The sequence below is a fragment of the Flavobacterium sp. CR10 genome (genome assembly GCF_055814415.1).
The window spans coordinates 936383-955329 of sequence record NZ_CP185985.1 but is presented as its reverse complement, the minus strand read 5'-3'; the positions used below and the strand labels follow the sequence as shown (position 1 = coordinate 955329).

The window sequence follows — 18947 nt, the reverse complement described above, 5'->3', positions numbered from 1 at the left end:
GATTATTCTTTTTTTCTTCTTTTTAATCTTTTTCTAATAAAATAGGCTAATACAACAAACAAAATTACAAACGGCCAAGCGCTTAATAATGAGAGCAATAAATCGGATAAAGTATAGAATCCGGATTTAACGGCGTTCCAAAGCTTAGAGCCGTAAGATATTTTAACACCTTCTTTTTCAGGTATTATTTTATAAAATGAAATGGTAATTGTACTTTCAGAAACACGGCTTTCTAGATATTTCAGTTGGCCTTCTTTGGCTTCAATTTCTTCTCGAATAGTTGAAATTTGTTGTTCAATTTCTAAAATCTCACTGACTTTGTTTGCTTTCTTTAAAATTTCAAGATAGCGTTCTTCAAGTTTTTTCTTTGTTTTTAATCTTGATGTAAGATCGATATATTCAGCTGTTACGTCTTCTGCAGATATATTTTTAACTTCAAAATATGAAACTCCTTTTGAAACGCCACTTATAAAACGGTCAAAATTTTGGCTTGGAACTTTTACTATTAAATTTCTAGAAATAGTCCCATAATCTTTTTCCTCTGAATCGTTAATAATTCTAGCTTTATTATTGGCAACAGCTTTTTGAATTTGATCGAAAGTGTTTTCAAGATTATCAGTTTCAAATCGTAAAGTCGCTTCCTTTATAATTTTCTGTTCAATTTCTTGTTTGATTTTTACAGGAGGCGCTGCTGTTGGATCAAAATTTTTATCAGCAGAACTAGCTTCTGCTTTTTTTGGAGGCAATGCTACTGCTTCAATAGAGATTGCACTTGTTTCTGATTCAGAAGATTTACTACAGCTACAAAGAGTCAAGAAAAAAAAAGATAAAAAGAAAAGTTGACGCATAAAATTTCAATTTAGAGCTAAAACTACGATTTTTTTGTCTAACTTGAATAATAATCTTACGTTTTGAAATTTACGCTTCGGTTTTTGTTTCAGAATCTTGAGGTTTGTTGATTTGAGCTGCAAATTTCTCAAACAATTGAATCATTTTGGTATTGATTTCTTCGTAGGATAAACGGTCTTTAGTCTGATAAAAAAGCATTATCGAGTAAGGCTGATCCAAGTTATCCAAAAGTAAATGTTTGTTCAAACGATAAGTTTCTCTCAAAACCCTTTTGAAGTAATTACGATCAACAGCTTTCTTGAAATATTTCTTAGAAACCGAAACGCCAATCTTAGTTTGTTCTTCTGAATTTGCTTCCGCTTGACGGTAAACCAAACGAAGCGGATATTTGGACACCGATTTTCCTTCAGAAAACAGTAATCCAATTGTTGTTTTGCTTTTTAAACGCTCGTTTTTAGGGTAAGTAAAGTTCATTTAATTCAGAAAAGATTTGCAAATTCTGGTACAAAGGTACAATTAAACCATAAAAACAGTTATTGTTTTCAATTTTAATAAGTCTAAAAATATATTTACTACTTTTGCGCATTAATTTTTGAAGCATGGAAAAAATTATATCTTATCCAATATCGGTAATTTACTATTTATTATTTGGTTTGTGTTTGGCTGTTTTTCATCCAATTCAGTGGATTTGTTTAAATGTATTTGGTTACCAGGCTCACAAAAAAAGTGTTGATTATTTAAATTTCTGCCTTTTAAAATGTACAAATCTTGTGGGAACAAGATACACAATTGAAGGTGTAGACACGGTTCCGAAAGGTGCGCCAATTATTTTTGTGGCAAATCACCAAAGTATGTACGATATCGTGGCAATGATTTGGTACTTTAGACGTTTTCATTGTAAATTTGTAAGTAAGAAGGAGTTAGGAAGCGGAATTCCGAGTGTTTCTTATAATTTGAAATACGGAGGATCTGTCTTAATTGACCGAAAAGACCCTAAACAAGCGATACCAGTTATCAAAGGCTTGTCTGAATATATCGAAAAAAACACAAGATCTGCCGTTATTTTCCCAGAAGGGACAAGAAGTAAGACAGGAGTACCAAAAGAATTTGCGCAAAGCGGTTTAAAAATCTTATGCAAATATGCACCATCTGCGTATGTTGTGCCCGTTAGCATCAATAATTCTTGGAAAATGGTAAAATTTGGTTTTTTTCCTGTTGGTTTAGGAAATCACCTGAAGTTTACAGCTCACAAACCTTTAGCTGTTAAAGATTACAAATTTGAAGAGCTGATGGAGATTACTGAAAAAGCAGTTAAGGAAGGAATAAATGAGTATAAACAGGTTTAAGTTTTAGTCCGAGCTAAAATGTACAACCCAAATCTATAATAAGTAATGTCTATAAAAAACATTAGATTAGAAGTAATGCAGTTTTTGGAAAAAAACGTGGATAGCTTCGTCGAACAGTATTTAATTCCAGTGGAAAAAATTTGGCAGCCGTCTGATTTCTTACCAGATTCTCAAGGAGAAAATTTCTTTGAAGAGGTAAAAGAATTACGCGAGATTGCTAAAGAACTTCCGTACGATTTTTGGGTTACGCTTGTTGGTGATACCATCACTGAGGAAGCATTGCCTACATATGAATCATGGTTAATGGATGTAGAAGGAATTGATCAAACTGTAGAAGGTCAAGGAAATGGCTGGGCCAAGTGGGTAAGACAATGGACTGGAGAAGAAAACCGTCATGGAGATCTTTTAAATAAATACTTGTATTTATCTGGTCGTGTCAACATGCGTGAAATAGAAATGACTACACAGCATTTGATCAACGACGGTTTTGATATTGGAACTGGAACTGACCCATACAAAAACTTTGTATACACTAGTTTTCAGGAATTAGCAACTTATGTTTCGCACAATAGAGTAGCGCAAATGGCTAAAAAATTTGGCGATAACAAGTTGTCTAAAATGTGTAAAATGATTGCAGGTGATGAAATGCGTCATCACCACGCCTATAGCGAATTTGTAACTAGAATTTTCCAAGTAGATCCGAGCGAAATGATGCTTGCTTTTCAATACATGATGAAGCAGAAAATCGTTATGCCGGCTCACTTCTTGAGAGAATCTGGGCAAAAAATAAGCAGTGCTTTCGAACAGTTTTCCGATTCAGCTCAGCGTATTGGAGTTTACACTGCAAACGATTATGTTGAAATCATGCAGAAATTAATCAACAAATGGGAAATCGATAAAATTACCAATCTGTCTGATGAAGCTGAAAAAGCGCGTGATTTCTTAATGAAATTACCAGCTCGTATGGCGAAGATCTCAGAAAGAATAGTAATCCCTAAAGAATCACATATCTTTAAATGGGTTGAACCAGCGAGACTTTAAATTTTAGATTTTAGAATGTAGATTTCAGATTTCAGATTGGAATTTGGAATTTTTAGATTGAAATTTAAAAAGCAACATTGTTGCTTTAAAACATATTTGTTGATTGTTGGAGATTTAAAATCTTCGGCAATCAACATTTTTTATAAAACGTAAAAACCTCTTTATGAGTGACTCAGCATTAATTATTAAAACTATTGCTTTTGTAAAAGAAAAACTAAACGATGCCGAAGGCGGTCATGATTGGTTTCATATTGAGCGTGTTTACAAAAACGCGCTGCTGATTGCAAAAGAGACAGAATGTGATCTTACGATTGTAGAATTGGGCGCTTTATTGCACGATATAGCCGATAGTAAATTTCATAACGGAGATGAAACTATTGGGCCAAAAACAGCAAGAGCGTTTTTAGAAGCCGAAAATGTTTCTGAGGATATAATTGACCATGTTGTCAAGATCATTGAAAATATCTCTTATAAAGGCGGAAATTTTGAAAAGAAATTCTCTTCTGTCGAATTAGATGTTGTTCAAGATGCCGATCGTCTCGATGCGATTGGTGCAATTGGTGTTGCGAGAGCGTTTAATTACGGCGGATTTAAGAATCGAGCTTTATACAATCCAGAAATCGAACCTGTAACCAATATGACAAAAGAGGAGTATAAAAAGAACAGCGCTCCAACTATTAATCATTTCTACGAAAAGCTTTTACTTTTAAAGGATAAAATGAACACAGCAAAAGGAAAAGAAATCGCTGCGGAAAGACATCGTTTCATGGAAACTTTTCTTGCTCAGTTTTATGCAGAATGGGAAGGATTGAAGTAAAGTTCATTTATTATAGATATAAAAAACGGCTCCGATAAAGAGCCGTTTTTATTTGGTAATGATTTTAATTTATTATGCTTTGGATTTTAAAAGGTACATCATTACAGAAGCACATAAAATCCAATTGAAAACTAAAGCAATCTTGTAATGGTTTTATTTCTAAACCTTTCTTTTTTTTCAAATTTTGTCATTTTGAATGTATTTTGAATGAGTTAAAGGTAATCTGACAGAAATAATGACTTTATCTGAATAGGCTTTTAAACCATTACAATAAGAAAATTTTTCTTTTAGTCTCAGTCGTTTTTCAGTCTAATTGCAAGTCTTTCTTCTAGCTTCTTTCATCTTTCCCTTATCTAACTTTCTGAACAAATTTTTGAATCGTATTCTTAAAGTCTTTATTCTGTTCATAATACAAAATATGCCCACCGTTAATAATCTTAACTTCTTGATTTGGGAATTTAAACAAACGATAATGTTCAGGGCCAATATTATTGTCTTTTGTTCCTGAAATTATAAGCGTTGGAACTTTGATAGAAGCAGTTTCTTTTGTAAAATCACTAAAATATAGAGGACCGCTCAAAGCATTTTGCGCAAATGAAGAGTTCCTTTTTTCGCTATTGTCAATACTGTCCAGTTTTTCAACAGTTGCTCTATTATCAGAAAACATTTTATAATCTAAATCTGCTTTTTTAATTTGCTGTTTAGCTTCAAAAAATGTGTTTAGTATTGAGTTTTTGTCTTTTACAGGGAAATCTTTTCCAAGAGTTTTATCCATAAAAGCAATTTGATTGAGAAGCGAATCGTTGATATCAAGTGTAGCATTCAGTAGAATTAAACCTTTTACATGTTGAGGATATTTTTCAGCATATTTAGTGGCTAAAATTCCTCCGAAAGAATGCCCAATTACAAATACCTTATCCGTTTTAAGATGAGCTCGGATTTCTTCAATGTCATCAATCATTCTGTCCATGCTGTAATTATTATCTGCTGGTGATCCAGATCTACCGCATCCTCTTTGATCATAATAACACATGGTTAGTTTGTCTTCTAACACATTTCCGCCAAATTCTTCAAAAGATTTGCTCCATGCTCCAGGCCCGCCATGAACAAAAATACATAATTCGCCTTTTCCAGAGACTTTCAAAAATAACGGAACTCCATCAGAAGTTTGGAAAGTAGTATTTGAATCTTGTTTGGCATCTATTTTTGTTTGGGAAATTCCGCTTTGAGCAAAACATAAAAATAGAAAGAAAAGTAAAGGGGTTTTTAGATTCATTTGAAAGTTTTTTTTGCTGTTTTAATAGGATAAAAGTATAATTAAAACAGCAGAGAAAAAACTAATGATTGCTTTTCATTATAAAGTAAGTAATAATTGTGGCGCAGAAAAAACCTATCGTGAACCACAGTAATCGAGCAACTCTATTGTCTCGTATTATTTCCATTCTATCTTCTGGTGTCATATTTAAATAAAATTTAGAAGACAAAAGTAATTTTTGAAAATATACTAAAAGGTTGCTTTTGGTTTTTAAAATAACAGAATAAGACATTTTTTATCATGAAAAAAGCCGTTCTAAATGAACAGCTTTTTTTACTTTGTACCTATGAACCTTTGCACCTTTGTCCCTAAAAAAATTAAGAACACCCACAATCCGTTCCTCCTCCACAGTCTTTTTTCTTTTTCGATTTAAAGAAGAACTTTTTAATCAAAAAAGCGACTGCAAATCCTAATATGGCAAAGGCTATTATTTCTTGAAACATAACTTTTTATTTTAAAAGTTGATACGCAATTAATGCGGTAAAATAAGCGAGACCGCTCATGAAGACTAGCTGCATTGCTGGCCATTTCCATGAATTGGTTTCTTTTTTTGTAATCGCCAATGTGCTGGCGCATTGCATGGCAAAAGCATAAAACAGCAGTAAAGAGATTCCGGTTGCGAAGTCAAATACTTTTTCTCCCGTATCTGGACGAACTTCTGCCTGCATTTTGCTTTTTATGGTTGATTCGTTATCTGTATCTCCAACACTATAAATAGTTGCTAATGTTCCAACGAAAACCTCACGGGCAGCAAACGAACTGATTAAAGCGATTCCGATTTTCCAGTCGTAACCCAAAGGCTGAATTACCGGTTCAATTGCTCTTCCCATTAAACCGATATAAGAGTTCTCTAATTTTTGAGAATTAACTTCATTTTCAAATTGAGTTTCGTCTAAAGTTGTGCTGGCAAATCTTTCTTTAACGATAGTTTCAGCCTCATTAAATTCTTTTCCAGGGCCATAAGAAGCCAAGAACCATAAAATAACTGATATTGCTAAGATGATTTTACCCGCGCCAAGAACAAACGCTTTGGTTTTTTCTACCACATTGATTCCGACGTTTTTGAAAAGTGGCATTTTATAACTTGGCATTTCAACAACAAAATAGGTTTTTGATTCTAGTTTTAAAACCTTATTTAAAATGTAAGCCGATAAAATAGCCATAAAGAATCCTAAAATATATAACGACATAAGAGTTAGTCCTTGAAGATTTAATACTCCAAAAACTCTTTTACTCGGAATAACCAATGATATAATAATCGCATAAACAGGCAATCTCGCCGAACAAGTCGTAAAAGGCGTTACCAAAATAGTGATTAATCGTTCTTTCCAGTTTTCGATATTTCTTGTGGCCATAATTGCTGGAATCGCACAAGCAGTTCCTGAAATTAAAGGCACAACACTTTTTCCTGAAAGTCCAAATCGTCGCATGATTTTATCCATCAGGAATACAACACGGCTCATATAACCGCTTTCTTCTAAAATCGAAATAAATAAAAACAAGAAAGCAATCTGCGGTATAAAAATAATAACTCCGCCAATACCCGGAATAATTCCCTGAGAAAGTAAATCGGTCAAAATACCGCTTGGCAGTTCTGCCGCAACCCAGCTGCTCAAAGAGGCAAAAGTGCTGTCAATGAAATCCATCGGAATAGTTGACCAGCTGAAAATGGATTGGAATATCAAAAATAGAATGGCAAAGAAAATAACGTAACCAAAAACTTTATGAGTTAAGACACGATCCAATTTGGCACGAACATCTTTAGCCATCGAAGCGTCAATCTTTAAACCTTCTTTTAAAACATCATTGATAAACTGATATCTTTTTATGGTTTCTTTCTGTTGTAAGCGCTTTAATTCTGAATGCGATTTGGTAAAAGTGCTTCGAATTTCATTTCTTTCTAAATTCAAAAAATTGACGTCCTGAGTAATTACAAGCCATAATTTGTACAATAATTGATTTGGAAAAGCATGTTGCAGTTTTTTGAAATATTCTTCATCAATTACAGAAGCATTCAAACAAGGTTCGTGTGGGATAGTTTTATAAGAAACAATCAGTTCTTTTAATTCTTCAATTCCTAAACCTTTGCGCGAACTAACTAAAGCAATTTTTGTTTTTAATTTTTCTTCTAAATATGGAATATCCAAAGAAATACCTTTGCGCTCCATACGATCAGACATATTGATAACCAAAATCGTCGGAATTTCAAGATCTTTTATCTGAGTGTAAATCAGTAAATTTCTTTTTAAATTTTCAACGTCAGTTACAACAACAGCAACGTCTGGATATAGCTTGTCATTTTTATTTAGCAAAAGTTCAATAACAACGCTTTCGTCCATCGAACTGGCGTTCAAGCTGTACGTTCCCGGTAAATCTAGAATATTGGCTTTTATGTTATTAGGCAGCTTGCAAAAGCCCATTTTTTTCTCAACCGTAATTCCAGGATAATTTCCAACTTGTTGGTTAAGACCAGTTAATTGATTAAAAACAGAGGTTTTTCCGGTATTTGGATTTCCGATAAGGGCAACATTGATATTCTGAACACTCATTACAAATTGGTTTTGATAAGTTCAACTTCAATTTCACGAGCGGTTTCAATACGGATTGCAACATGAGAACCGTTAATATCTAAATATAAAGGATCGCCAAAAGGAGCCACCTGCAACAATTCAACTAAACTGCCAGGAAGACAACCCATTTCTAATAATTTAAGTGGAATAAGATCTATATCAAAATCTTTGATAATGGCTTTTTCGCCTTTTTTCAGAGTGTGTATTGTATTTTGCAAGCTTATTTAGATTGAATTTAGATTGCAAAAGTAGGCAATTATTCTTTATTTTAAGGTATTTAACACTTCGACAAATGCTAAATGTTTCTAAAAATAAGGGATTTTACTCTTGAGAGAGGAATTCGATGTCTTCTAAAAGACGTTTTATGTCTTCTTTATTTGTTCCGTCATAAAAACCTCTAACGCGGCGCTTTTGATCGACCAAAACAAAATTCTCTGTATGCACCATGTCATAAAGCTGATCTGGTCTTCCCATTTTTACAGCCAAATACGATTTTCTGGCCATTTTGTAGATTTCTTTTTTGTCGCCCGTAACCAAATTCCACTTGCTATCTACAACACCGTATTTTATAGCATAAGCTTTTAAGACAGAAACACTGTCAACTTCTGGAAAAACAGTATGCGAAAGCAACATTACTTTTGGATTGTTTAAAACTGCTTTTTGAACATCTACCAAATTGGTTGACATTTTCGGGCAGATTGATCCGCAGGTTGTAAAGAAGAAATCGGCAACATAAATCTTTCCTTCATAATTTTTCTGGGTAATAGTATCGCCATTTTGGTTGATGAAAGAAAAATCGGCAATTGTGTGGTATTTGCTTTTATACTGAATTGTACTGTCAACTAATTCAGGATTTACATCGGCTGGATTATAAATTGGAAGCGTTTTTTTAGGTTTCAACGCAGAGTAAAACAAAGATATCGTAACCACCGAAAATACTATTAAAACAAGAAAGAATTTGCGGTATTTGTATAAAAGCGATTTCATAAAAATAATTTGGCGCAAAAATACAAAAAGCAGATTCTAAAAACTTTACTGAATTATTTTTTTAACAGCCTTTTGTAACTTTTGACATTAAATAGCAGACTAATAAAATTCGTTTTAGATTCTGATTTGTGAAATTTATTTTTGTTAATGAATTTCCTGTTAGAATTTTAACACAATTTTAGAAATAATAACAATATGTTTGTATTTTCCATTAAACTATAAACTTTTATGAAAAAACAATTTGCTAAACCTGTGTTTGGTGTTATATCTGCAATGTTTTCGATAACTGCAGCACAAGCTCAAGCACCAAAAGAACCAGGTATCAATGTTTCGTATATGGATACGAAAATCAGCCCAAGTCAAGATTTTTTTAAATATGTAAACGGAGCTTGGCTTGAAAAAACAGAAATTCCAAGCGATCGTACCACTTGGGGAAGTTTTAACGAACTGATTAAAAGAACAGATAAGGATGTGATGGAGGTTTTAAAAGAAGCTTCAAAAAATCCAAAGTACAAGTCGAATACAGATCAGGGAAAAGCGGTTAATTTATTCAACACTTATTTAGATTCTATCGGAAGAAATAAAAAAGGAATCGAACCTTTAAAACCATATCTGAAAAAAATCGATGCAATTAAAAACATTGCTGATGTTCAGAAGTATTTGGTTGAAATGGAAAAAGAAAGCAATGCTGGATTTTTCGGAATTTATATCGGAGCTGATGATAAAGACAGTTCTAAAAACTCTGTAAATTTAGGGCCAAGCCAATTAGGACTTCCTGATAAAGATTATTACACTTCTGATGACAAAGATTCTAAAGAAAAACGTGCGAAATATGAATCGCATGTTGCAAGAATGCTTCAGTTTATTGGAGAGTCTCCAGAAAAAGCAAAACAAAGTGCTGTTGAGGTTTTGGCACTTGAAACAGAATTGTCAAAGCCAAGATTAAATAGAGTTGAAAGAAGAGACAGCCGTTTGCAATACAACCCAATGACAATTGCTGAACTTCAAAAATTAACTCCAGCCATTAAATGGAACGAATATTTTGCTGGTTTAGGAATTGCTAAGTTAGAGACTGTAATTGTAAACGAGCCTAAATATATGACGGCTTTAGAAACCGTTTTCAAAGAAAATAAAGTAGCACAATGGAAAGAATACCTAAAATGGGATTTGATTAACGGTGCTGCTGGCAAGCTTACAACAGAAATTGACAATGCTAATTTCGATTTTTACAGCAAAACATTAAGAGGAGCAATAAAACAGCTTCCGGCTGAAGAAAGAGCGCTTAATGTCGTGAACGGAAATGTTGGTGAAGCTCTTGGAAAGCTTTATGTAGAAAAAGTTTTTCCTGCTGAAGCTAAAACCAAAGCGATTGATATGATTCACAATGTTATTACGGCTTATCAAAATCGTATTAACAATTTAAGCTGGATGTCTAAAGATACTAAAGCAAAAGCAATCGAAAAGCTGAACAAAATAACGATTAAAGTTGGATATCCTGATAAATGGAAAGATTACTCGGCTTTAGAAATTAAAAGTGTTGCAGAAGGAGGAAGCTATTTTGAGAATTCTAAAAACTTAGCGTTATGGAGATTTAAGAAAAGTGTAGACAAACTGTCTAAACCAGTTGATAAAACAGAATGGCATATGTCTCCGCAAACAGTAAATGCTTATTATAATCCATCTTATAACGAAATTGTATTTCCAGCAGCAATCTTACAGCCGCCTTTCTACAATTACCAAGCTGATGAAGCGGTTAATTATGGCGGAATTGGTGCAGTAATCGGACATGAGATTTCTCACGGATTTGATGATTCTGGAGCGCGTTACAATGCTGAAGGAAATTTAGTTGACTGGTGGACAGAAGATGATTTGAAACAGTTTACAGCTTTAGGAAATGATTTAGCAAATCAATATAGTGCTCTTGAGCCATTGCCAGGTATTCATGTTGATGGTCATTTTACGTTAGGTGAAAATATTGGAGATTTAGGCGGAATCAATGCGGCTTATGATGGTTTGCAATTGTATTTAAAGCAACACGGAAACCCAGGTTTAATAGACGGATTTACACCAGAACAGCGTTTCTTTATTTCTTGGGCTACCGTTTGGAGAACAAAAACTAGAGATGAAGCAATCAAAAATCAAGTAAAAACAGATCCGCACTCTCCAGGAATGTATAGAGCTTATGTGCCAATTCAGAATGTGGATGCTTTCTACAAAGCATTTGATATTAAGAAAGGTGATAAAATGTATGTTGAACCAGAAAAACGAGTTAAAATCTGGTAATCAATATTTAATGATAAAAAAAAGGCGGTTCCGATTTTTCGGAACCGCCTTTTTTGCATTATTATTTTGAGAAAATCACAGATGTTCAGTAGGAACATTTCATCGGTAGAAAAAAAAATATTGACCACCGATTATTTACGTTCCGTAGGAACGTTTGATTTTGACATAAATTTTAACCATTCAGCATATCAGACGTTCCTACGGAACGTAAATGCTTCCAATATAATTTTCTACCGATGAAATGTTCCTACGGAACATCTTGTAATTACTTTAAATTACTGTAGATGTATGCTTCAATTGCTTTTAATTCTTCATCAGACATGGCCTTTGTTATGGCAAAATTGGTTTTCATAACCTCAAACTGACTTGGGTCAACAATTGGTTCCGCATTTCCCTTCAGGAAAGTAACGATATCACCATTTTTGTCTTTATAGATTTTGGCAATTTCTTTAATGCTTGGCCCAACTACCTTTTGATCTGGCTGATGACAAGCGAAACAATTTCCAGCTCCTTCAAAAAGCTGTTTTCCTAGTTCTTCTGGACTTTTGGCTTTCGCCGATTCTCCTTCAGAAACAGATTCGGTTGTTGCGTTTGTGGGCTCAGAAGTTTCTTTTTTACAAGATGCGAAAGCTAAAACAGCAGCTAAAAATAAAATCTTTTTCATCTTATTTCTTTAAAAGTATTGCCGCTTCTTTTGCGAAGTATGTCGAAATAAGATTAGCACCCGAACGTTTGATGCACATTAACTGCTCCATCATAATTTTGTCGTGATCTAGCCAGCCTCTTTCAGATGCCGCTTTAATCATGGCATATTCTCCAGAAACCTGATAAACGGTTACAGGAACATGTACCGTATTTTTTATTTCGCGAACAATATCCAAATAAGCAATTCCTGGTTTTACCATAACCATATCTGCGCCTTCTTCTACGTCAGACAAAGCTTCTTTAATCGCTTCGATACGATTAGCATAATCCATTTGGTATGTTTTTTTGTCTTTTGGAACCACAACATCAGCTTCTTTTGGTGCAGAATCTAAAGCATCTCTAAAAGGACCGTAAAAAGCAGAAGCATATTTAGCAGAATAACTCATGATTCCAACATTCTGAAATCCGGCAGCATCTAAACCTTCGCGAAGGCGCAAAACTCTTCCGTCCATCATATCGCTTGGCGCGACAAAATCGGCACCTGCTTCTGCATGTGAAACAGCCATTTTTACTAAAGCATCGACTGTGCTGTCGTTTTCTACATCGCCATTTGTTATAATTCCGTCATGACCGTAAATAGAATATGGGTCCAAAGCGACATCAGGCATAACGATCATTTCTGGACAAGCCGCTTTTATGGCACGAATAGCTTGCTGCATTAATCCGTTCGGATTCCAAGCTTCTTTTCCAGTATTGTCTTTTAGGTTTTCGCTAACTTTTACATAAATATTTACAGCGCGAATTCCTAAATCATAAAGTTCTTTTACTTCTTCAACTGTCAAATCTATCGATCTTCTGAAAATTCCTGGCATTGACGGAATTTCGACTTTTACATTTTCTCCTTCAGCAATAAACATTGGAAACATAAAATCCGATGGACTTAAACTGGTTTCACGTACTAAAGAACGAATCGATTCATTTACTCTTAATCTTCTGCCTCTTTGTAATGGGAACATATAAATTTAGATTTTAGATTTTAGATTTCAGATTTTTAAGCTGAATTGGAAACAGATTGATAAACCCTTATTCTAAAATTGAAGTTGTTTTTTATTTTTTTTGAAGTTTGTCTCACTTTTTAATGAGTGGCGCAAAGTTAAAGAAAAAGGAACAGAATAAGGCGTTTAGCTTGTTGTAGAATCCGTTAATATTATCTAAAAGTTTGATTGAATTTTAATTATTGGAGTACATTTGCAAAAATTAGGAAAAATCTTATGTTTGTAAATGTAAAACTAGGAATTATTTTTTGCATTCCATTGTTTATGGAAAAAGAAGATTGGAAGCTTACAACAAAATTATCTGAAAATGATTTAGATAAGGATTTTGCTTTTGGAAGAGTCGTAGATACAAACTCTTCTGTATTAGTTGAAATTTTTAAAAAGGTCTGCTCTGCTAAAACCGATTTAAATGAAATTATAAATTCGGGTGTTATGTTTTCTCCTGTTCAAATATTTTGGGACGGAATTATAAAAGGAAGATAGAGAATTATAGGTCAAACCGAAAATTATGAAGAGATCAAAGATTCTAATTATGATAACTTAAAAATGGTATTTGGAATGGATGATGATTTCAGGTTAAGAGAACTTAATACAGGTAAAGAAATAAATATTTCTAGAGATGAAATCGAAAATTATGAATTCTCGACAGTATGGTATCCAATTGATTTAGAAAATCGAATTTTAAACAGAATAAATGCGTCCGATGGCGAAATATATAATGAATAAAATTTTCATCCTGTCTTCTTTTTTGCTCCTAATAAGCTGTTTTGCAAAAAAGGAACAGACAGCAAATCAAGACAATAAAGCAGTATTTTTAAAAGAATTAAAAATACCAAAAGGAGAACAGTTAAAAAAAGTATTTCCGCAGCCATATAATTTTACACTTGCCGCTGAAAAAGGAATCTGCAATAATAAAGAGATTTGTTTAAATTACTTATATCTTCAGGCGTTATATAGAAAAGGTTTAGATCAGTATTTGCTCAATGAATTGAATTTAAAAAAGTACGATGATATTCTAGCAAATAGCAATTTGAGATTTATTAAGAGAAATAACGAAAATCAAAATCTTTATCAGCAAACCTCTTCGCTTTCGTTGTCTTATATTTATCTGCACAACAACATTTATATTGAAAAGTTAGATAGAAACACATTGTATTTTTTGCAAGGCAGAATAAACAATCACAACCTTGATGTAGATGAAAAATTGATTCAAGTAGTAAAAGAAACTTATCCAGATGTAATTAAAGTTTTTCTTGACAATAAAGAGCCAACAAAAGGTTTGTACAGTGTTGATGGAAGAAAGATAGCATGGAATAATGCCGTAATATTTGAAATTGGGCATCAATCAGAATTTGATGAAAAAGGCAACTACGTAAGCCGTGAGAATGAAATGCGTAAAAAGAATTATCTAGAGAAAGAATTGATTCCAATGATTGAAAAGAAGTTTTCAGAAAAATTGGATTGTCCAGTTATTATTTTTATTGAAAAGTAAAAAACATGAAAAAGTTTATTTACATAGGAAACACAAAAAATGTTAATGATCCCTTTGCTAGCGCGGGCGTCTCGCTCGTGCACGCCAAAGAAAATGTTCACGAGCAAAATGCTCGCGCTAGCAAGGGTTTAGCTTGTTGTAGAATGAGTTAATATTATCTAAAAATTTGGTTTGATGTTTTTATTTGAAGTAGATTTGTAAAATTAAGAAAAATCTTATTTTTTAAACAATGTGATTTATGAGAACAATTGAAGAATTGAATGCGATTTTATTTAATTCAAATTTTATAAAATTTAAAGAAGCTATAAATGATTATAACATTCATGAGGAAGATAAATTTGGAAATAATATACTTCATTATTATATCAAAGAATCAAAGAATTTGAGTATGAATTGCAAAGAGATTATAGACGTCATATTGTTAAATGGACTTGATATCAATCAAAAACAAAGCAAAGGTAATTTTAAAAGAAGCCCATTGCATCTTGCTGTTTTTATGAAATTAGAAAACATTGTAGATTATCTAATTGAATTAGGAGCAGATGTAAATTCAACCGATGCAAATGGAAATTCAATTTTATGGACTGCCGTTATGTTTTATCGAGATCAAAATGGATTTTTTATAGAAAAACTGATTGAAAATGGAGCGAATATTAATTTAGAAAATAATAACGGAATAAGCGCTTTTTGTTTAGCTAATTCGATTGGTAATTCCGAGGTCAAAAAGTTTTTCAAATAACTAGTTAGCGCGGATTTGTAATCCGTGCCCGCAAAGATTGATTTTTTTGCTTTGAGAATTAGTATTGTGTCTCACTGTTGTTTGCACGGATTGCAAATCTGCGCTAGCCAAACTATCGAACTAAGAATTTAGACATATCATGGTTTTTAAAATAATTCCATCTAAATTTGTCTAATGAAGAAAATTCTCGCTTTATTATGCTGTTTCGTCTTAACGAGTTGTTTTGAGATTACAGAAAGAATCAAACACCACGACGATCAAAGTGGTGAATATACTCTAATTGTGGACTTTTCTAAATCTTGGTTTAAAACGAAATCGGCTATTTGGCTCGAAGAAGTCGATGGCGTAAAAATTCCGAATGAACAGGAAATTACCGCTAAACTCAGTGATTTTAAAGAAAAAGCTTTAAAGATTAACGGAATTTCAAACGTTAGCACCAAAACAGATTTTGATAATTATGTCTTTATCATCAAACTCAACTACGCCAATCTGAAAGCACTCAACGCGGTTGTAAATACAATAAACAATCAACGTGATCAGATTCACTTTAGCGGAAGCGGCAAAACTTTTGAAAGAATTGCGTCTTATCCAATTCCTGAAAAAGTGGTAAACGACCCAAAGAAAAAGAAAGATCTGGAAGAAGCCAGCATTATTTCTATTTACACTTTCGATAAAGATATTCTGGCTGTAGACAATGCAAACAGCAAAATTTCCAAAAATAAAAAGACGGTTTTTTTAAAGCAAAGTATGTACAGCGTATTTAAGAAATCGACCTTAATGAATAATACCATCCAATTAACGCCTTGATTTTATGAAGCATTTTTACACCCTAATTTTTCTATTTGCCACGTATTTTACTTTTGGACAAACCAGTTCAGACCAATACGATTATTTTGTACAGTTTAACGAAAATCAGCTTTCTAAAAAAGTGAGCATAAACGAAGTATTGAATCATCCGATATTGACTAAATACATTAGCAAAAAACCTGATTTTGATCTTCGCCAATATACTTCGATCATTCAATTAGACCAAAAGATTACGATTCATGGAAATTTCTTAGATAGCGTTCCGTTCTATCAGGTTACTATTCCAATAAAAAACAAAGAAGCAGTAAGACAATATCTGATTGAAAAACAAGGAGCAAATGATAAGAATGGCACAATTGAAGAATTTGGTAAATATGCAGTTTTTACACCAAGTGGTTTGAAGAGATCATTTGTATGGAATGATAATTATTTGGTTGTATTTGAATTGACAAAAAGACTTCCAAATAAATTTTATGCAACTCCAGATGGGCCTCCTGTTTTAAATGATTCAATAGGAATTTCAGAGGCGTATGAAGAAACGGTAATTGTAGATACACCGAAAGTATACGGAGTAGAAGAAGCACCAAATCCGCCAAAAATAGCAGAGCCTTCTGTGATGCGTGATGAACCAATGGTAGCTGATGTACCAGCCGGATCAGCAGAAACGGTAGAACAAGATTATTTGTATGATGGAAATCCGTATGAAGAATATACGGCAGAACAGGCAGAGTTTGATAAAAAATTGGCTGAGCAGCAAAGAGAAATTATAAAAGGTTTATTTGAAAATGGTTTTACGGCGCCTAGTTTTTCAAAAATAAATGAGTCGGCAGATATTTCATCTTGGATAAATTATGGCGGATTGATGTCTAGTTTCTATTCGTTGTACAATTATCCTATGGCATTATTTGGCGGTTATGATAAATATCTGCCATTTCAGAAGAACTTTGGGAATTTTGTAAAAGGCATTAATCTGGATTTCTATTTTGACAATGATAATTCCAGAATTGAAGAAGTAGTAGAATATGCTCCAGAAATTGCTGCCGTTGTAAGCAAAATTAGCAATAGAAAAATCAACAAAAATATCTTTAATTATTTTCCAGCAGAAAAACCTTTAGGCTACGTTTCATATCATGCCAATACAAAAGCGGCACTTGAAAACTTTCCGTCTTTAATGTCAGAGATATTTCAAAATCCAAAATTCGCGAAAGAAGATATTACACTCATCACAGATCTGATTTCTACAATTGTTGATGAAGAAGCAACAGCAAAGCTTTTTGATGGCGATTTAAGCGCTTTTTTATACGACACGAAAGAAGTTGAGGTAATGACTAAAAAGTATGATTATGATGAGAATTATGAAGAAAAAATAACGGAGGAAAAAGTAAAAAAAGATATTCCGTTGTTTTCTGTGATTTTTACTTCTACGCATCCAACTTTTGGAGATAAATTATTGCAATTGGGCGTTCGTAAAAAAGTGTTGATTCCAAATGGAAATTCGTACACTGTAGTTGGCACTCAAGAATATGGCAATATTTTTATCATGAAAGAAAAAGATGTAGTAGTTGTTGCCAATACAAAAGATTATTTTGGTTCAGGAAAAGGATCTTTTGCAAAAGACACAAAGAAAGATTTGAGTAAAAATTATATTTCTGGAAAATTGGATATTGCGCAAACTGTGAAAACATTCGGTAAAAACGCAAAAGATTCAGAATTGGATCGAATGACTAAAATTTCATCTCAATTTTCAGATGTATCGATAGAATCTCCCAAAAAACTAATTGACAATAAGTTGAAATTTGTTTTTAAACTAAACTCTTTTAAGTCTGATAAAAACATCATTTTGCAGACATTAGATTTAGCCGAAGAAATGACTTCTAAATAATTGAAAAAAAAATCCCTGATGCAATATTGTTTCAGGGATTTTTTATATAATAATTCATTCCGTAGGAATGTTTCATCGGTAGAAAAAAAAATTGACGGTACCATTTATTTACGTTCCGTAGTAACGTTTGGTTATCTGAGTTTTCTAAGTAATTGAAGCGTGATAAATGCCTTTAATGGTTTCTTGTAATTCAGCATTAAAATCTTCATCAGACTGACCAGCAGTAAGTCCTTCAGACAATGCTCTTGAAAAACTAGCAATTAATCCGTGGTTTTGTGAGAGTTTTTGATTTGCTTCTTCACGAGAATAGCCGCCAGAAAGCGCTACAACACGAACCACATGCGGATCTGAAATAAGATCGTTGTAAAAATCATTCACAGTTGGAATTGAAAGCTTCAACATTACTTTTACATCTTTATCTAATAAATGAAGCTGTTTTTGAATTTCTTCTTTCAGGATCTGTTCCGATTTTTCTTTATCAGGACTATAAATATCAACTTCAGGCTCTATAATTGGAATTAAACCTTTGTTGAAAATTTGTTTTCCTACTTCAAATTGCTGTGCAACAATATCTCGGATTCCCTCAGGATTGGCTTCTTTAATGACAGAACGCATTTTCGTTCCAAAAATGTTTCGTTCTACAGCGCGATCCAGTAATTCGTCTAAACCAGAAATGGGTTTCATTAATTGTACGCCATTTGCAAGATCTGCAAGCCCTTTATCTACTTTCAAAAAAGGAATAATATGTTTTTTCTCCCATAAATAATCGGCTGTCCATTGTCCGTCGATTTTACGATCCATTGTATTTTCAAACAAAATAGCACCGAGAATATATTGGCTGTCAAAAGCTGGACTTTTAATAATTCTAGTTCTCATTTCGTGTACAAGAGTGTACATTTCTTCGTCATTTGTATATTGATTTTCTTCAACGCCATATTGCGATAATGCTTTTGGCGTGCTGCCACCGCTTTGGTCAAGTGCTGCAATAAATCCTTTTCCAGAATGCATGAGATTTAATTGTTCCTGGTTCACATTTGCCATAATACTGAATTTTAGTTTTTTATAAATCCATGTAATTTAAGCAATTTTTGGAACTTATTGATTATGAGATTAAAGAAT

At 33.1% G+C, this 18947-nt stretch carries 20 protein-coding genes; 10 read left to right on the top strand and 10 right to left on the bottom strand.

What is annotated here, in order from left to right; all coding sequences use genetic code 11:
* Positions 1-2: 2 nt before the first annotated feature.
* Positions 3-848, bottom strand: a complete 846-nt coding sequence (locus ACNRYB_RS04450; RefSeq protein ID WP_473729356.1) for a DUF4349 domain-containing protein — start codon at positions 846-848, stop codon at positions 3-5.
* 70 nt (positions 849-918) lie between these two features.
* On the bottom strand, positions 919-1323 hold the full coding sequence (rnpA, locus tag ACNRYB_RS04445; protein ID WP_473729355.1) for a ribonuclease P protein component: 405 nt from the start codon (positions 1321-1323) through the stop codon (positions 919-921).
* A gap of 125 nt (positions 1324-1448) precedes the next feature.
* Between rnpA and ACNRYB_RS04440 the strand changes: the two genes are divergently transcribed.
* The 3 genes from ACNRYB_RS04440 to ACNRYB_RS04430 all read left to right on the top strand — a co-directional run bounded on the left by ACNRYB_RS04440 (position 1449) and on the right by ACNRYB_RS04430 (position 4053).
* Entirely contained in the window at positions 1449-2195 is a 747-nt protein-coding gene (locus tag ACNRYB_RS04440) for a lysophospholipid acyltransferase family protein (RefSeq protein ID WP_129747778.1), read from the top strand.
* Between the two features lie 45 nt (positions 2196-2240).
* Positions 2241-3236, top strand: coding sequence for an acyl-ACP desaturase (locus ACNRYB_RS04435; protein WP_129747779.1), 996 nt, complete (start codon positions 2241-2243; stop codon positions 3234-3236).
* A 163-nt stretch (positions 3237-3399) separates the two neighbouring features.
* Positions 3400-4053, top strand: a complete 654-nt coding sequence (locus tag ACNRYB_RS04430) for an HD domain-containing protein (RefSeq protein WP_473729354.1) — start codon at positions 3400-3402, stop codon at positions 4051-4053.
* A 349-nt stretch (positions 4054-4402) separates the two neighbouring features.
* Here ACNRYB_RS04430 and ACNRYB_RS04425 read toward each other — a convergent pair whose 3' ends face one another.
* From ACNRYB_RS04425 to ACNRYB_RS04405, 5 genes are all read right to left on the bottom strand, one after another.
* On the bottom strand, positions 4403-5329 hold the full coding sequence (locus ACNRYB_RS04425) for an alpha/beta fold hydrolase (RefSeq protein ID WP_473729353.1): 927 nt from the start codon (positions 5327-5329) through the stop codon (positions 4403-4405).
* Positions 5330-5685: 356 nt separating this feature from the next.
* Entirely contained in the window at positions 5686-5811 is a 126-nt protein-coding gene (locus ACNRYB_RS04420) for a FeoB-associated Cys-rich membrane protein (RefSeq protein ID WP_085949274.1), read from the bottom strand.
* A gap of 6 nt (positions 5812-5817) precedes the next feature.
* Complete coding sequence (gene feoB / locus ACNRYB_RS04415) at positions 5818-7917, bottom strand: ferrous iron transport protein B (RefSeq protein ID WP_129747783.1); 2100 nt, start codon at positions 7915-7917, stop codon at positions 5818-5820.
* Entirely contained in the window at positions 7917-8156 is a 240-nt protein-coding gene (locus ACNRYB_RS04410) for a FeoA family protein (RefSeq protein ID WP_008465698.1), read from the bottom strand. Before ACNRYB_RS04410 ends, feoB begins: the two co-directional genes overlap by 1 nt.
* Before the next feature lie 103 nt (positions 8157-8259).
* Positions 8260-8925, bottom strand: a complete 666-nt coding sequence (locus ACNRYB_RS04405) for an SCO family protein (protein WP_473729352.1) — start codon at positions 8923-8925, stop codon at positions 8260-8262.
* Positions 8926-9153: 228 nt separating this feature from the next.
* Between ACNRYB_RS04405 and ACNRYB_RS04400 the strand changes: the two genes are divergently transcribed.
* Positions 9154-11208: a M13 family metallopeptidase gene (locus ACNRYB_RS04400; RefSeq protein WP_129747785.1), complete on the top strand. Its 2055-nt coding sequence runs from the start codon at positions 9154-9156 to the stop codon at positions 11206-11208.
* Between the two features lie 265 nt (positions 11209-11473).
* Here ACNRYB_RS04400 and ACNRYB_RS04395 read toward each other — a convergent pair whose 3' ends face one another.
* Positions 11474-11872: a c-type cytochrome gene (locus tag ACNRYB_RS04395; RefSeq protein WP_473729351.1), complete on the bottom strand. Its 399-nt coding sequence runs from the start codon at positions 11870-11872 to the stop codon at positions 11474-11476.
* Between the two features lies 1 nt (position 11873).
* Complete coding sequence (gene hemB, locus ACNRYB_RS04390) at positions 11874-12869, bottom strand: porphobilinogen synthase (RefSeq protein ID WP_160783736.1); 996 nt, start codon at positions 12867-12869, stop codon at positions 11874-11876.
* Between the two features lie 255 nt (positions 12870-13124).
* Between hemB and ACNRYB_RS04385 the strand changes: the two genes are divergently transcribed.
* The 6 genes from ACNRYB_RS04385 to ACNRYB_RS04360 all read left to right on the top strand — a co-directional run bounded on the left by ACNRYB_RS04385 (position 13125) and on the right by ACNRYB_RS04360 (position 17828).
* Entirely contained in the window at positions 13125-13391 is a 267-nt protein-coding gene (locus tag ACNRYB_RS04385; protein ID WP_473729350.1) for an Imm26 family immunity protein, read from the top strand.
* A 63-nt stretch (positions 13392-13454) separates the two neighbouring features.
* On the top strand, positions 13455-13634 hold the full coding sequence (locus tag ACNRYB_RS04380; RefSeq protein WP_473729349.1) for a hypothetical protein: 180 nt from the start codon (positions 13455-13457) through the stop codon (positions 13632-13634).
* Positions 13612-14400, top strand: a complete 789-nt coding sequence (locus ACNRYB_RS04375) for a hypothetical protein (protein ID WP_473729348.1) — start codon at positions 13612-13614, stop codon at positions 14398-14400. Before ACNRYB_RS04380 ends, ACNRYB_RS04375 begins: the two co-directional genes overlap by 23 nt.
* A gap of 238 nt (positions 14401-14638) precedes the next feature.
* Positions 14639-15139: an ankyrin repeat domain-containing protein gene (locus ACNRYB_RS04370; protein WP_473729347.1), complete on the top strand. Its 501-nt coding sequence runs from the start codon at positions 14639-14641 to the stop codon at positions 15137-15139.
* A gap of 174 nt (positions 15140-15313) precedes the next feature.
* Positions 15314-15946, top strand: a complete 633-nt coding sequence (locus tag ACNRYB_RS04365; protein ID WP_473729346.1) for a hypothetical protein — start codon at positions 15314-15316, stop codon at positions 15944-15946.
* Positions 15947-15950: 4 nt separating this feature from the next.
* On the top strand, positions 15951-17828 hold the full coding sequence (locus ACNRYB_RS04360; RefSeq protein ID WP_473729345.1) for a hypothetical protein: 1878 nt from the start codon (positions 15951-15953) through the stop codon (positions 17826-17828).
* 144 nt (positions 17829-17972) lie between these two features.
* Here ACNRYB_RS04360 and ACNRYB_RS04355 read toward each other — a convergent pair whose 3' ends face one another.
* The gene (locus ACNRYB_RS04355) at positions 17973-18860 is read right to left on the bottom strand and encodes a fructose bisphosphate aldolase (protein WP_473730234.1); all 888 of its coding nucleotides are present in this window, start codon (positions 18858-18860) and stop codon (positions 17973-17975) included.
* Positions 18861-18947 lie beyond the last annotated feature (87 nt).